Origin of the sequence: Mesorhizobium sp. M1A.F.Ca.IN.022.07.1.1 (assembly GCF_003997575.1) — a bacterium.
In the GTDB taxonomy this organism is placed as follows: Bacteria; Pseudomonadota; Alphaproteobacteria; order Rhizobiales; family Rhizobiaceae; genus Mesorhizobium.
Genome location: NZ_RZST01000139.1, coordinates 1 through 13881, shown reverse-complemented (window position 1 = coordinate 13881; position 13881 = coordinate 1). Strand labels below are relative to the sequence as shown.

At 61.0% G+C, this 13881-nt stretch carries 15 protein-coding genes and 1 tRNA gene; 6 read left to right on the top strand and 10 right to left on the bottom strand.

Annotation, left to right across the window (positions count from 1 at the left end; all coding sequences use genetic code 11):
* Nucleotides 1-208: 208 nt before the first annotated feature.
* Both EOA75_RS16965 and EOA75_RS16960 read right to left on the bottom strand, forming a co-directional pair.
* Nucleotides 209-349, bottom strand: coding sequence for a DUF1127 domain-containing protein (locus EOA75_RS16965; protein WP_127245636.1), 141 nt, complete (start codon nt 347-349; stop codon nt 209-211).
* A gap of 51 nt (nt 350-400) precedes the next feature.
* Nucleotides 401-541: a DUF1127 domain-containing protein gene (locus EOA75_RS16960; protein WP_006335194.1), complete on the bottom strand. Its 141-nt coding sequence runs from the start codon at nt 539-541 to the stop codon at nt 401-403.
* Between the two features lie 233 nt (nt 542-774).
* On the opposite strand from EOA75_RS16960, the gene EOA75_RS16955 reads away from it, so the two are divergent.
* A complete protein-coding gene (locus tag EOA75_RS16955) occupies nt 775-1890 on the top strand; it encodes a DUF2157 domain-containing protein (RefSeq protein ID WP_127324705.1) in 1116 nt (371 codons plus the stop codon).
* Nucleotides 1887-2468: a GDYXXLXY domain-containing protein gene (locus EOA75_RS16950; protein WP_095825602.1), complete on the top strand. Its 582-nt coding sequence runs from the start codon at nt 1887-1889 to the stop codon at nt 2466-2468. Before EOA75_RS16955 ends, EOA75_RS16950 begins: the two co-directional genes overlap by 4 nt.
* A gap of 52 nt (nt 2469-2520) precedes the next feature.
* On the opposite strand, the gene EOA75_RS16945 is transcribed toward EOA75_RS16950, so the two are convergent.
* Together EOA75_RS16945 and EOA75_RS16940 are read right to left on the bottom strand one after the other, a co-directional pair.
* The gene (locus EOA75_RS16945; protein ID WP_127324704.1) at nt 2521-3453 is read right to left on the bottom strand and encodes a hypothetical protein; all 933 of its coding nucleotides are present in this window, start codon (nt 3451-3453) and stop codon (nt 2521-2523) included.
* A 325-nt stretch (nt 3454-3778) separates the two neighbouring features.
* A tRNA-Leu gene (locus EOA75_RS16940) sits at nt 3779-3863 on the bottom strand.
* A 343-nt stretch (nt 3864-4206) separates the two neighbouring features.
* Here EOA75_RS16940 and tig point away from each other — a divergent pair.
* From tig to EOA75_RS16915, 4 genes are all read left to right on the top strand, one after another.
* Nucleotides 4207-5691, top strand: coding sequence for a trigger factor (tig, locus tag EOA75_RS16935; RefSeq protein WP_127324703.1), 1485 nt, complete (start codon nt 4207-4209; stop codon nt 5689-5691).
* A gap of 196 nt (nt 5692-5887) precedes the next feature.
* Nucleotides 5888-6394 (top strand): hypothetical protein, encoded by a 507-nt coding sequence (locus EOA75_RS16930; protein ID WP_067000878.1) that lies wholly within the window; start codon nt 5888-5890, stop codon nt 6392-6394.
* Nucleotides 6395-6683: 289 nt separating this feature from the next.
* Complete coding sequence (locus tag EOA75_RS16920; protein ID WP_067000047.1) at nt 6684-7064, top strand: cytochrome c family protein; 381 nt, start codon at nt 6684-6686, stop codon at nt 7062-7064.
* Nucleotides 7065-7549: 485 nt separating this feature from the next.
* Entirely contained in the window at nt 7550-8371 is an 822-nt protein-coding gene (locus EOA75_RS16915) for a DUF2189 domain-containing protein (protein ID WP_127324701.1), read from the top strand.
* Nucleotides 8372-8407: 36 nt separating this feature from the next.
* Here EOA75_RS16915 and EOA75_RS16910 read toward each other — a convergent pair whose 3' ends face one another.
* The 6 genes from EOA75_RS16910 to EOA75_RS16885 form a co-directional block, all read right to left on the bottom strand.
* A complete protein-coding gene (locus tag EOA75_RS16910) occupies nt 8408-8881 on the bottom strand; it encodes an aminoacyl-tRNA deacylase (protein ID WP_127324700.1) in 474 nt (157 codons plus the stop codon).
* Nucleotides 8882-8992: 111 nt separating this feature from the next.
* Complete coding sequence (locus tag EOA75_RS16905) at nt 8993-9385, bottom strand: cytochrome C oxidase subunit IV family protein (RefSeq protein ID WP_082953928.1); 393 nt, start codon at nt 9383-9385, stop codon at nt 8993-8995.
* Nucleotides 9386-9411: 26 nt separating this feature from the next.
* Nucleotides 9412-10131, bottom strand: a complete 720-nt coding sequence (locus tag EOA75_RS16900; protein ID WP_127324699.1) for a heme-copper oxidase subunit III family protein — start codon at nt 10129-10131, stop codon at nt 9412-9414.
* A 10-nt stretch (nt 10132-10141) separates the two neighbouring features.
* The gene (locus EOA75_RS16895) at nt 10142-10846 is read right to left on the bottom strand and encodes a cytochrome c oxidase subunit 3 (RefSeq protein ID WP_127324698.1); all 705 of its coding nucleotides are present in this window, start codon (nt 10844-10846) and stop codon (nt 10142-10144) included.
* The gene (locus EOA75_RS16890) at nt 10843-12612 is read right to left on the bottom strand and encodes a cbb3-type cytochrome c oxidase subunit I (RefSeq protein WP_095801847.1); all 1770 of its coding nucleotides are present in this window, start codon (nt 12610-12612) and stop codon (nt 10843-10845) included. Before EOA75_RS16890 ends, EOA75_RS16895 begins: the two co-directional genes overlap by 4 nt.
* A gap of 16 nt (nt 12613-12628) precedes the next feature.
* Complete coding sequence (locus tag EOA75_RS16885) at nt 12629-13513, bottom strand: cytochrome c oxidase subunit II (RefSeq protein WP_067000063.1); 885 nt, start codon at nt 13511-13513, stop codon at nt 12629-12631.
* Nucleotides 13514-13881: the final 368 nt, after the last annotated feature.

Genomic DNA, 13881 nt, shown 5'->3' with positions numbered 1-13881 from the left:
ATCGACCATATTCGTCATTGCCGGGGAGGAGGTCGGCTTTGACGAAATTCCTTCCGCCAATTGAAGGGGCGGATCCTTTCGGAGAACAACGCCCGCCGGGGGAGGAGGTCCGGCGGGCGCCGTTTCGGTGGTCAACCTTCGGGAGGAGGTAAAGGCTGACCGTATCCGTCAGGGTCGGGGAGGAGGTCGACCCTGGCGAGATTCCTTGTCAAACCGCCTTGCGGGCGATCATCTTGATCTCGTCGCGAACGATGCCGAGATCATTGAGCTGGCGGTTCGAAAGCCGACCCAGCTCAGAAACCGTCTCGCGATAAACGCGCCAGTTACGGTAGCTGCGGATCAGGTCCATTGTCTTGCTCTTCTCAAAAACTGGTTCGGACCATTCGCGGTCCGAAGCGGATTAGACCGCCTTGCGAGCGACGTAGTGGATGTCGCTGCGGCTGATGCCGAGGTCGGTCAGTTCACGGTTCGACAGGCGGCTCAGCTCGGAAACGGTGTCCCGGTAGCGGCGCCAGTTGCGGTAGTTGCGGATCAGGTTCATGGTAGTGCTCGTTTCGTCTTTGGTTCGGATCATTCCGTTTGTGTACGAACGGAAAATAGGCAGGGTCATATCGGTTTAAAAGTGCCATTGGTGCATGGCAGCAATGCAAATTGTGCAATGCAACATTAACGGCGATTCACGCTTGCGCCATAAGGAAGACCGAATCGGAAAATGCCGTTGCGTCAACGATTTGCGGCGCGAGGTAGTAAAAATGGCCAAGCTCGGGGGAACGGATGGCGGGCTATGCGACGAAGGTGAGGGCCGATATCGCCCGCTGGCGGGCGGCGGGCCTGATCGACGCGCCGACGGCGGACGCATTGACGCGTGACGTTGCCGCCAACGATCGCGCCTCGCTGAGCTTCGGCTCTATCCTGGCCATGATGGCGGCGTTACTGTTCGGTGCCGCGATCCTGATCTTCGTCGCCGCCAACTGGGAAGCCATTCCGCGCCTGGCGCGTGTGACGGCGCTGTTTGCTGTCATCCTCGGCGGTTATGTCGCTGGCGCCGTTCTGAAGACACGCGACCATGCGGCGATCGGTGAGGCGCTATGGATCATCGCCGCCGCGGCCTTTGGCGGGTCAATCGCGCTGATCGGTCAGATGTATCATCTGTCGGGCGACGAGGCTTCGGCATTGCTGACGTGGTGCGCCGGCACGGCGCTGGCGGCGGTCGCATTGCGCTCGAACCCGCTCACCGTCGCCTCCGTCGGCATCGCCGATGCCTGGCTGTTCCTTAAATGGGGAGGATTTTTCCGCCGGGCCGAGTTCCCGCATCTCTTCGCCGCTATCGTGCTGGTGCTGTTCGCCATTTCATTCTGGACACGCAGCCAGGCGGCGCGGCACGTCATCATCCTTTCGATCGTATTCTATCTCCTGCTGCTGGCGATCGACCACAACACGCTCCAGGTCGCGATTCCGCTCGTGCTCGTCTCGATGCTGCTGTTCGCGGCAGCGATCTTTGTCGCCGAACCCGTCGACAGCGTCGTGCAACTCGGCGGCAGGCTGCCATTGCATGCGCTCATCGGCTTTCTTGCCGGCCTCGCAATGGTCCAGTTCGAACTGGCCGATGAGGCGAGCTACAACAGCGGCTTTGCCATTGCCTCGGCAGCCGCGCTTGCCGGCATCGTCGCGGCGATCATGCTCGGCGGCCGTGAAAGCAGAGGCTTGCGCTGGGTGGCGTATGCCGGCTTTGCCTTCGAGCTCGCCATTATCTATGTGGTGATTTTGCAGTCGATGCTCGACACGGCGGGCTTCTTCCTGTCCGCGGCCGTGCTGCTGGGAATACTGGCGCTGGTCATCATCCGCGTTGAAAAACGAATGAAGACGCCCGCCGGAGGAGCAGCGGCATGAGCGGCAAAAGACTGATCATCGCGGCGCTGGTGACGGCGCTTGTCCAAATCGGCTTGCTGGGCTGGATCATCGCCGGACGCGCGGCGATCCTGCGCAACGGCAAGGAGGTCCTGCTCAAGGTTGAGCCCGTTGACCCGCGCGATCTTCTGCGCGGCGATTATATCTCGCTTGGCTATGACATCTCGCGCATCCCGGTGAAGCTTATCGCCAACATTCCGCCGGGCAAGTTCACCAGCAATGACTCCGAGATCGTCGTCAGGTTGAAGAAGGCTGTGGACGGCTACTGGCAGCCGAGCGCGGCATGGTTCGATCAGGCGCCGGCGCCTGCCGCTTCCGATGAGGCCGACATTGTCGGGCATGTAGCGGATGGCTGGGATCTGCGCTCACCCGAGATGACGATCACGCCGGAATACGGGATCGAGCGTTTCTACCTGCCGGAGGGCAAGGGGATGGCGATCCAGAACGACATGCGCGTGCGGCCGTTCGGCGTCAAGCTGGCGCTCTCCGCGAATGGCAAGGCGCAGATCAAGGCGCTCATGGACGGCGACAAGACGCTGTTCGAGGAGCCGCTTTATTAGTGTGTTCGGGCCTGGGCGTCAGCGCGACGGTCCGCGTTAACGACGGTCCTGGTTATGGCCGGACATCGCCCGTCTCGGCGATGATTTTGGGATAGGGACCGATCGATATCGTATAGCTGAAGTCCGCTACGCCTTTCTCCTGCTTGTGTGTCGAGGGGCTGCGCACAATCCAGTCGTAGATGCCTGAGACCTTGCAGCGATCGTTGGCGCCGCTGACCGCAAGGCTGTCATTGCGGAGGCTGTATCCGCGTCCAGGCCATCGCTGGTAATAGCTCCTCTTGTCCTCAATGATCGAACTTAGGTTCGTCAACTTGCCATGATAGTCGACCGTGGGAGCGTAGGCCGCCTGAGCCTGAGCAAGAGCGAAATCGTTGTTATCGCCATGATTCTCGATGAGGTCCCTGACGAAGGTGACCGCAACGCCTTCCGGCTGTTGCCTGGCGTCGGGCGCAGGAGCGGACACGGACGCAGGATCCGGCGTCGTTGATACCTGCAATGCATCCGCTGGCGACTGGTTCGCTGCGGCATTGGTCACACGCAACTCTGCCATTTCGCTGGCCGACAGGTACCGTATGTCATGCTTGTCATAGCTCGAAGCCAATTCCATCAGCTTGGGATCCGCTCCCATCTCGACCACATAGGATATGATTGCGGCCGTGCCGAACTGGAAACGGGCCTCCGCGTCTTCATTTGACATCCCGTCGGCCGGTTTGAGGGACGGCCGATGAAAGCCGATGGAACCTGGTTCGGCAACGCGGTGGACGCCGCCCAGGAAGGCCAGTGAGCAGGCTGAAGCGCACTGCAATTGGCGAAGCTGAAAAGTATCCAACCCCGCCGCGCGGATCAGTCGCCCCAAGCGAATCGCACTGCCGACGTTGCCGCCGCGGGAGTTGAATACGATCATCCTGGCCCTGCTGCTCGCAACCGCGTTGCTGAAGGCGTTCAGGGGTTCATTGGCGCCAAACTCACCGGATACAAGAAGCATTGGCTGCTGGCCCGGAGAGGAAACCGAAGTGTACTCCAAGGCCTCAACGTGACATGTCGCTGCCGCGACAGCCGACCCAACCGCCAGAACCAGAGAAACTAGGCGCACAACCTGACAGAGCCCCAACCTGCCTGTTGCTGCGACTAAGAACCTGTTGACGCGCTATTTCAAGGGAATTGCACACGAAAAAGCGGATTGTCTGCTCGAGCCTTGCGTGCGCCGCCAGAAGTTGATGGCTCCGGTCCTTCCTTGCAAAGGTTCGGGGACACGCTTCGCTCTGACGACCATAGGGTGACCTACACCAGAAGCTCGCCAAGGCGAAGGGTGGTGCGGATGAAGGGACTCGAACCCCCACGCCTTTCGGCACTGGAACCTAAATCCAGGGCGTCTACCAATTCCGCCACATCCGCGTTCCCCGGCAATCCCATGTAGCCATCATTCTGTCAATGTCGGGTTCCAAGTCACCGTCATTCTCGTAATCGCGAAGATGGTTGAAAATTAGCCTAGCCTGTGACAAAAGGCGTGTCGAATGTGACGGGGACGCGACTATCCGCTTCTGCCGAATGTAAGAAGAAGTAGGAAAAACAAAGACTTCTTCACATTTTGGAAGCGCAGTTCAGGAGAGTTTGAGCCGCATTGGCGGTCAAATCACCAGGTTCCGTACCAAAGCCATTTCCGGCAAGAATATACCGGCAGGCTGTAAACGGCTAAGGACCGTTTGGCAGCCTCGTTGGTGAAAACAAAGGTTTTAGGATGCAGGTCACCGAAACGCTCAACTCCGGTCTCAAGCGCGAGATCAAGATCACCGTGCCGGCCGGTGACATGGAAGCCAAGCTGATGGCGCGGCTGAACGACGCCCGCGGCAAGGTGCGGATCAACGGTTTCCGCCCGGGCAAGGTGCCGGTGCAGCACCTGCGCAAGATGTACGGCAAGTCGTTCATGGCCGAGGTGGTCAACGAGATCCTCAACGACTCGACCCGCTCGATCATCTCGGGCCGCGGCGAAAAGGCCGCCATGCAGCCTGAAGTCATCATGACCGAGGACGAGAAGGAGGCGGAGAAGATCCTGGCCGGCGGCGCCGACTTCGAGTTCCGCCTCAATTACGAGGTCATCCCGGCCATCGAGGTCAAGGATTTCTCCGACATCAAGGTGACGCGTCAGGTTTACGACGTGCCGGAATCGGAGGTCGACGACCAGGTGAAGCGGGTCGCTGAATCGGCTCGCAGCTACGAGCCCAAGGAGGGCAAGGCCGCCGAAGGCGATCGCGTGAGCATCGATTATGTCGGCAAGATCGGCGGCGAGGCGTTCGCCGGCGGCGCCGGCACCGACCAGCCGCTGGTCCTGGGCTCGAAAGAGTTCATCCCGGGCTTCGAGGACCAACTGGTCGGCACCAAGCCGGGCGATGAGAAGCAGGTCACGGTGACCTTCCCGGAGAACTACCAGGCAGCGCATCTGGCCGGCAAGGAAGCCACCTTCGACGTCACAGTCAAGGAAGTGGCCAAGCCGGGCGCGCTCGAGATCAATGACGAGACGGCCAAGAACCTTGGCCTGGAATCGCTGGAGCGCCTGCGCGAGATCGTGCGCGGCCAGATCGAGAACCAGTTCGGTTCCATGACCCGCCAGAAGGTGAAGCGCCAGCTCCTCGACCAGCTCGATGCCGCCTATTCCTTCGAGGCGCCGTCGAAGCTCGTCGAGGCCGAGTTCAACAACATCTGGGCGCAGGTCAACCGCGACCTCGAAGCCGCCGGCCGTACCTTTGCCGACGAAGAAACGACGGAGGAAGAGGCGCGCGCCGAATATATGCGCCTGGCCGAACGTCGCGTGCGTCTCGGCTTGGTTCTTGCCGAGATCGGCGAGAAGGCCGGGGTCACCGTGTCGGACGATGAACTGCAGCGCGGCCTGTTCGAGCAGGTTCGCCGCTTCCCGGCCAACCAGCAGCAGGAAGCTTTCGAGTTCTACCGCAGCAACCCCGAGGCGATCAATTCGCTCCGCGCGCCGATGTTCGAGGAAAAGGTCGTCGACTATTTGCTGGGCCAGATTTCGGTCGAGGACGTGAAGGTCAGCAAGGAAGAGCTGATGGCGGACGACGAGGAGGCCGAGAGCGCCAGCAAGGCGAAGCCGGCGAAGAAGGCTTCCTCCAAGAAAGCCGAGGCCAAGGCCGGCGAAGCAGCCGGTGAGGCGGAAGAGCCCAAGAAGAAGGCCGCGCCGAAGAAGAAGGCCGCCAAGGACGCCGAGTAAACCCGGCGATAAGCTGATTTCGAAAGGCCGCCCACGAGGCGGCCTTTTTCGTTCATGTTCTCTGTTGTTGCTGCGGGGCAACACCACCCGCTTCAGATGAATGCACGCTGCTGGCGATACCGAACATTGATGATTATCTGCTCGATATCACATTGCGCAGGGTCGTTTGGAGGCGTCGGTGGGTGTGGCATTCACGATGAGGGGCGTGGTCGTTACCGCGGCGCTCTTGCTTGCCGCGGCCGGTGTGGCAGAGGCCGGACCCGATCTCGGCAACTGGCGCGTCGACGCCGGCAACGACGGCCAGGTCACTGCGTCGCTATACGCCACCAACAAGCTGATCACCGGCGGCGGCGCGCTGGGCTACAGTCCGGTGCTGACGCTGGCTTGTCGACCGGGCGGCGAACCGCGTTGGAGCGAATGGCTGCAACTCAACGATTCAGTCTCCGCCAGCCGCAAGATCACCATGTCGGTCATGGTCGATGGCGGCGGCAAGTTCGATGAAAGCTGGTCTGTCGGCCCACGCGGTAAAATGCTGGTCAGGGACGGAGCCGATGGCATCAAGCGGCTGGTTTCGGCGAGCCGGCTGTTGCTGTCATGGCGTTTCGGCCTGCTGTCGGGACGCGGCGAGGCCGACTTCGAACTCGCCGGACTGTCCGAGGCGATCGGACAGATGGCTGCAAGCTGCAATACCGATCCGCCGTGACTCTCAGCACACGGCCTAAGGCGCGTCGCGAGGAGCCGGACTCAGGCGACGCGCTTTAGGTCCGTGTTTTGATGCATGTCGTTCTGCCAGAACCGCTGCGCAGCTTGGGCGACGTGCACCTTCGCACAAATTGCCGTTTCTACCCATTGGATTGATACTGTGGTATGTAGATGCCGCAATTCCATTGGTGGGACCACGGATATTCCGCTGTACCGTGCAGGCCGCCCCAGCGCAGCTGGCGTGGTGCGCATCGTCCGGCGCAGATGACGATCGATCAGGGAGGAATGCCATGCGCGCAATCGCACTTTTCATCGCCTCGGCGGCCACGATCTTCATTGCAAGCCCTTCGCGGGCGCAGGATGCAGCCGCAGGCGAGAAGGTCTTCACCAAGTGCAAGGTCTGCCACATTGCAGACCAGGACCAGAACAAGGTCGGCCCATCTCTGCACGGCGTCATCGGGCGCACGGCGGGCACGCATCCCGGTTTCACTTTTTCCCCTGCTATGATCGAGGCCGGAAAATCCGGCATCAAATGGGATGAGCCCACGCTGACGAAGTATCTTCAAGACCCCAGGGGCATGATCAAAGGGACGAAGATGGTGTTTCCCGGCCTCAAGAACGATCAGGACGTAGCCAACGTCATCGCTTACCTGAAACAGTTTTCGAAGTAAGCGGGCCCTTCCAGGCCCCTTTCGGTGGCGCCGGCTCGCCCCGACCGAAGGCGGCCGGCATGACGCTGCTGAAGTGTGGCCGCCGGCGCCGTCATGCAGGCAGCGCAAAAAATCCCAGCACCAACAGAATGGCTATGCCAAGGCCGAGTATGAGAAGCGTTCGCGTGTCCATGACGTTCGCCTTCGACCAGGCGCATGACCCGGAAATCGGGAAAGGATCACGGGCCAATCAAAGTGATCCAGCCTCCTTTGCGCGTACCGGAGGCACTGCGTTGTAGTTGTATAAGAATACCGCAAAAAAACCTCTCGAACCAGCGTGGAGCTCTGGCCGGCCACCGCACCCTCGTTCCAATGAAAAGAGACAAATCGGGCGCAATGGAGTATGTTGGCTGCCGGTGCAGGTCGCGGTTTTGCGTGGCCAACCATGCAGAGCGGTAGCACCGCGAATCCGCGACCTTGCCGGACCCTGGTCTGGAGGAATGGTCATGGCAAGCTTTCACGTCATTGCAGGCGCTAGCGAAACGCTCGAGCATACCAGAGTGAGAAAGATCAGCCTTTCCGATCTTTTCGACGCGCTCAGGCGCGGTGTCGACGATTTCATGGTGAAACCCTCGCATATCGTGTTTCTGTGCATGATCTATCCGCTCGTCGGCGTGGTGCTTGCTACCTGGACATCGGGAGCGAACGCGCTGCCACTGCTGTTTCCGCTGGTGTCCGGTTTTGCGCTGATCGGCCCATTCGCGGCGATCGGTCTTTACGAGATCAGCCGCAGACGGGAAGCCGGGCTCGATGCATCCTGGCGCCATGCCTTCGAGGTCAGGAACTCCCCGGCGCTGCCGGCCATCGCCGCGGTCGGGATCATGCTGTTCGCGATCTTCATAGCGTGGCTTTTGACCGCCAAAATCTTCTACGAGCAGCTGTTCGGTCCCGCGCCCCCGGCATCGCTGTCCAGTTTCATCGCTGAGATATTCGCCACCGGGCGCGGTTGGACCCTGATCGTGCTGGGTCACGCCATCGGATTCGTCTTCGCCGTGGTCGTGTTGTGCACCACCGTGGTGGCTTTTCCGCTGCTGCTTGATCGCGATGTCGGCGCCTACGAAGCCATTCACACTTCGGTACGTGTAGTGCTGGCGAACCCCATCGTAATGGCCGTCTGGGGACTGATCGTCGCCGTTGGGCTGATCGTCGGTTCGCTGCCGGTGTTCGCGGGGCTGGCGGTTGTGCTGCCAGTCCTCGGCCATGCCACCTGGCACGTGTATCGTAAGGTCGTGGAAGCGCCGGCCGCCGCCCCAAGACCGGCGAACTAGCAAACCCTGTCGAGCACGGGCGGGAGTGCCGGTGTCTCACAGGGCCGGGTGGCTGAAGCGTCCCCGACGCGCGCCTGTGGTCAGGTCGCGGAAATCCTTGCCGCTGACATGCACAAGGGTCTTGTGGTCGCCGCCCTCGAAATAGATATCGGCGGCATCGCCGAGGCTTTCGTCCAAAATGACCGGCACGTCATAGGCCGCGCCGATCGGCGGTACGGCGCCGATATCGCAATCATCGAAGAGCGAGACCACCTCGTCCTCGGAAGCGAGCCCGAGGCGCTTGTCCATGACGTCCTGGAGCTTGGCGAGTTCGATCCTGTGGGTGCTTGGGACCACGGCCAGCGCATAGCCGAGCTCGTGGTGAACGACCACGGACTTGGCCATCATGCTGCCGGGCACGTGGGCGGCAATGGCGGCCTGCCTGCTGGTTGCAGTCCGATGATGCGCGACGGTGTCGTAGGGGATTCCCTTGCCGTCTATGAAATTCCTCAGTCTGTTCGCTATCGTCATTTTCCGCGTCCTTTGCTTGAGTTCACGACGCATATCAAAACCAAACCGCCGGTTGTTTCGAGGCACCGGCCATTTCGGGCTGATTAGGCTGCGGTTTATCCAAACCGCGCGTCAGGGGCCGGGCCCGAAAAACGCGATACGGGTCAGCAGCGTATAGTCGGCCTCGAAGACCATCATCGCCACGAAGACCAGCACCAATATCGGCGGCAGGATGATCGCATACATCATCGCCAACCGTTCCCAGGCCATGTGCATGAAGACGGCCACGATCAGTCCTGCCTTGAGCATCATGAAGATCAGGATCAGCGACCATCTGAGATAGCCGTGCAGGCCGAAATAGTCGACCATATAGGAGCACGCGCTGAGAATGAACAGCCACACCCAGACCACCAGATAGAGCCTGATCGGGTGTTCCTGATGCGTGTCCGACTTGCCGGCGGTCGCCGCATCGTGGGTGGAGTGCAGTGCCTGTTGTCCGAGACCGTTTGCGGTTGCTTCAGCCATTTCGTCCTCTCAGCAAAGCCTGCCTCTCACCAAAGATAGAAGAAGGCGAAGATGAACACCCAGACCAGGTCGACGAAGTGCCAGTAGAGTCCCATGATCTCGACATTCTCGTAGTGGCCCCGGCGACTGGTGAAAAACCCTGGACGCCCGATGTCGTAATCGCCGCGCCAGACTTTTCGCGCCACGATGATCAGGAAGATGACTCCGATGGTGACGTGCGTGCCGTGGAAGCCGGTGATCATGAAAAAGCATGAGCCGAATTGCGCGGCTCCCCAGGGATTGCCCCAGGGCCGCACTCCTTCGGTGATGAGCTTGGTCCATTCGAAGGCTTGCATGCCGACGAAGGTTGCGCCGAGCGCGGCGGTCAAAAGCATCAGGATCGCGGTTTTGCGGCGCTCGCGGCGGTAGCCGAAATTGACCGCCATGGCCATGGTGCCGCTGCTGGAGATCAGCACGAAGGTCATGATGGCGATCAGGATCAGCGGGACCTCCGACCCGCCGATGTGCAGCGCGAAGACCTTGCTTGGGTTGGGCCACGGCACGCGCGTCGACATGCGGGCGGTCATGTAGGAGAGCAGGAAGCAGCCGAAGATGAAGGTGTCGCTGAGCAGGAAGATCCACATCATGGCCTTGCCCCAGGACACGTTCTTGAACGCGCGCTGATCCGAGGCCCAGTCGGCGGCAATCCCGCGCCAGCCCTGGGGGCGATCCAACTGGCTGCTATCCGTCAGTGTCGTCTCGGCCATCGCCAGTCTCCTAGGTCAGCAGCCGTTGGCAAATGCTCACGAATGTCGCCGCCCAGCCGGCCAGGACGGCGAAGATGCCGAGCCAGACGAAAAACAGGAAATGCCAGTACATCGCGCAGAGCTCGATCCCGAGGCGAAGCCGCTGCGGCCGGGCGCCCGTCCAGGCGCCGATGCTCGTCCTGCCAAGGCCGACCAGCCCGCCCAGTATGTGCAGGCCGTGCATGGCGGTGATCAGATAGAAGAAGCTGTTGGCCGGATTGGAGTCCAGCAGGTAGCCGTCATCGGTCAGCTGCCGCCACGCGATCAGTTGGCCGATGAGGAAGGCGAGGGCGGTCAGCCCGGCCGTCGCAAGACCGAGCCTGACCATGTCCGTCTGGCCTCTGCGCGCCGCGATCACGGCGCATTGCAGCGCGACGCTGCTCAGCACCAGCACGCCGGTGTTCAGCCAGAGCAGGCGCGGCAGCGGCAGAGGCCGCCAGTCCGGCAGACCCATGCGCATGAAATAGGCGCTGGTGAACAGCGAAAACAGACAGCCGACAACCGCGAGGAAGACACCGAGGCCGATCTTGGCGGTGGGCAGGGGCGATCGCTCGAGACCGACGAAATCCCCGGCCAAGCCTTGCTCGAGCCACGGCTTCGCGGTCAGCCGCTGGTGCGAAAGCCACCATCCGGCAAAGCCGGCGATCACCAGCAGGAAGACCAGGATGACGCTCATGCCGGCTCCCTCGATGGGATGAAGGAGCCCGGCACGTTCTGCGGAATGAAATCCTCCTTCGCGCCCGGCACGCTGTAGTCATAGGCCCAACGATAGACGATCGGCAGTTCCTTGCCGAAATTGCCGTGCGCCGGCGGCGTCTGCGGCGTCTGCCACTCGAGCGTCGTTGCCCGCCACGGATTGCCGCCGGCCTCACGGCCGTGACGGATGCTCCAGATCAGGTTGAACAGGAACACCATCTGGGCGAAGCCGACTAAGAAGGCCATGATGCTGATGAACGAATTCAGATGATGGGCCGACTCCGTCATGATCGTCATGTCGGTCAGTTCGGCGTAGCGGCGCGGTACACCAATCAGGCCGATATAGTGCATGGGGAAGAAGATCAGGTAGGCGCCGAGGAAGGTGACCCAGAAGTGAAACTGGCCGAGCGCCTCGTCCAGCATCCGTCCGGTGACCTTCGGATACCAGTGATAGATCGCGCCGAAGATCACCAGGATCGGGGCGACACCCATCACCATGTGGAAATGGGCAACGACGAACATCGTGTCCGACAGGGGAACGTCGACGACGACATTGCCGAGGAACAGCCCCGTCAAACCGCCATTGACGAAGGTGACGATGAAGGCGAGCGCGAAAAGCATTGGTATCGAGAGATGGATGTCGCCGCGCCACAGGGTCAGCACCCAGTTATAGACCTTGATGGCGGTCGGAACGGCTATGATCAACGTCGTCGTGGCGAAGAAGAAGCCGAAATAGGGGTGCATGCCGCTGACATACATGTGGTGCGCCCAGACCACGAAGCTCAGCGCGCCGATGGCGATGATCGCCCAGACCATCATTCGGTAGCCGAAGATGTTCTTGCGCGCGTGCGTGCTGATGAGGTCGGACACGATGCCGAAGGCCGGCAGGGCCACGATGTAGACTTCCGGATGGCCGAAGAACCAGAACAGATGCTGAAACAGGATCGGGCTGCCGCCACTGTGCTGCAACTGTTGGCCCATCTCGACGATCGCCGGCATGAAGAAGGAGGTGCCGAGCGCGCGGTCGAGCAGCATCATCACACAAGCAACGAACAGCGCCGGGAAGGCGAGCAGAGCCATGACGGTGGCGGTGAAGATGCCCCATACGGTGAGCGGCAGGCGCATCAAGGTCATACCCCGCGTGCGGCCCTGCAGCACCGTCACAACATAGTTCAAGCCACCCATGGTGAAGCCGATGATGAACAGGATGAGCGAAGAGAGCATCAGGATGATGCCCCAGTCCTGGCCACCCGGCGTGCCGGTCATGATCGCCTGCGGCGGGTAGAGCGTCCAGCCGGCGCCGGTCGGTCCGCCGGGCGCAAAGAAGCTTGCGACGAGAACGAGCACCGCCAACAGGTAGACCCAGTAGCTCAGCATGTTGACATAGGGGAAGACCATGTCGCGGGCGCCGACCATCAGCGGGATGAGATAGTTGCCGAAGCCGCCGAGGAAGAGTGCGGTGAGCAGGTAGATCACCATGATCATGCCGTGCATGGTGATGAACTGGTAGTAGGCCTCCGGAGTAATGAAATCGAACGTGCCGGGGAAGCCGAGCTGCAGGCGCATCAGCCAGGACAGGAACAGCGCTACAAAGCCGATCGCCGTTGCCGTTGCCGAATACTGGATCGCTATGACCTTGGCGTCCTGCGAGAAGACGTATTTCGTCCACCAACTGTGCGGATGGTACAGTTCCATTTCCCCGACTTCGGCGGGGGGAACGGCATCTGCGGGTGTGACGTCGACCATGGGAGCACCTCCCTGTTCAGCGGGCCTCGACAGTTTCGACTTTTGCCCCGACGTCCAAAGCGGACGCCATTGTCTTTCCTGGCAGCGGGTTCGCCGAGCCCGTTTGCTGAGGCGCCGACAGTTGCGCAAAAGTCTGCTGCTGCCCGAGCCAGGTCAGGTAATCCTGCTCGGTGTCGACCATCACCATGCCATGCATCAGCGGATGTCCCTGGCCGCAGAGCTCGGCGCACAGGACCTGGAAGGTTCCGGTCCTTGTTGGAGTGAACCAGAAATAGGTGACCGATCCCGGGATCATGTCCATCTTGGCGCGGAATTCCGGGATGTAGAAATCATGCAGCACGTCGATCGAACGCAGCAGCATCTTGACCGGTTTGCCGACCGGCAAGTGCAGGTCCGCCGCCTCGACCACGACGTCGTCCTGGCCGTTGGGATCCTTTGGGGCGATGCCTAGCGGGTTCTCAGCGGCTACTTCACGGGTGTCCGAAGTGCCGAGCTTGCCGTCCTTGCCTGGCAGGCGATAGCTCCACTGCCATTGCTGAGCAACGACCTCGATTTCGGTCGCATCGCTCGGCACGTTGACGAAGCGGCTCCAGACGAACAGGCCGGGAACGAGCAAGGCGGTGACGCCGATCGCAGTGACGATCGTCAACCACCATTCGAGACGCTTGTTCTCCGGTTCGTATACCGCGCGATTGCCTTCGCGATGGCGAAAGCGGAACACGCAATACGCCATGAAGAGAACAACGGCGGCAAAAACGACGCCGGTGATCCAGAAGCTGATGATGATGGTGTGGTCGATATAGTCCCAGTTCGAGGCAATCGGCGTCCACCACCATGGGCTCAGGAAGTGGAACAACACCGAGCCCACGACGATCAAAACGAGTACAAGCGCGATGGCCATGTCCCGTCCTCCGGTATTTCATGGGAGCGCGAAGCATCCAACGCCAATACCAAGCCGCATCATGCTCGATTTCCGGTTGAAATTCCAGAGCCGACTAGCTGATGTGCAAAACGTTGCTGCGCGCCCGGACCTTTTGGGCCGGCGGGCCTTGGCGCAGCGGGCCCTTCGTCGAAGCATTGCCCTTACGGACAATGTGCAGAGGGCTGAATGGCCGGCTTGATGCCGCTGGCGGGTAGATCAACTAGGTCCAATCTACATTCAGGATTCTCAACGCGGTTTGGCGTTGATTCATTGTGTTCCGAGGGTTCTGATTCGGAGCGCGACGGATGGCCAAACGGTACGAACTGACGAACGTCCAGTGGGCGCGC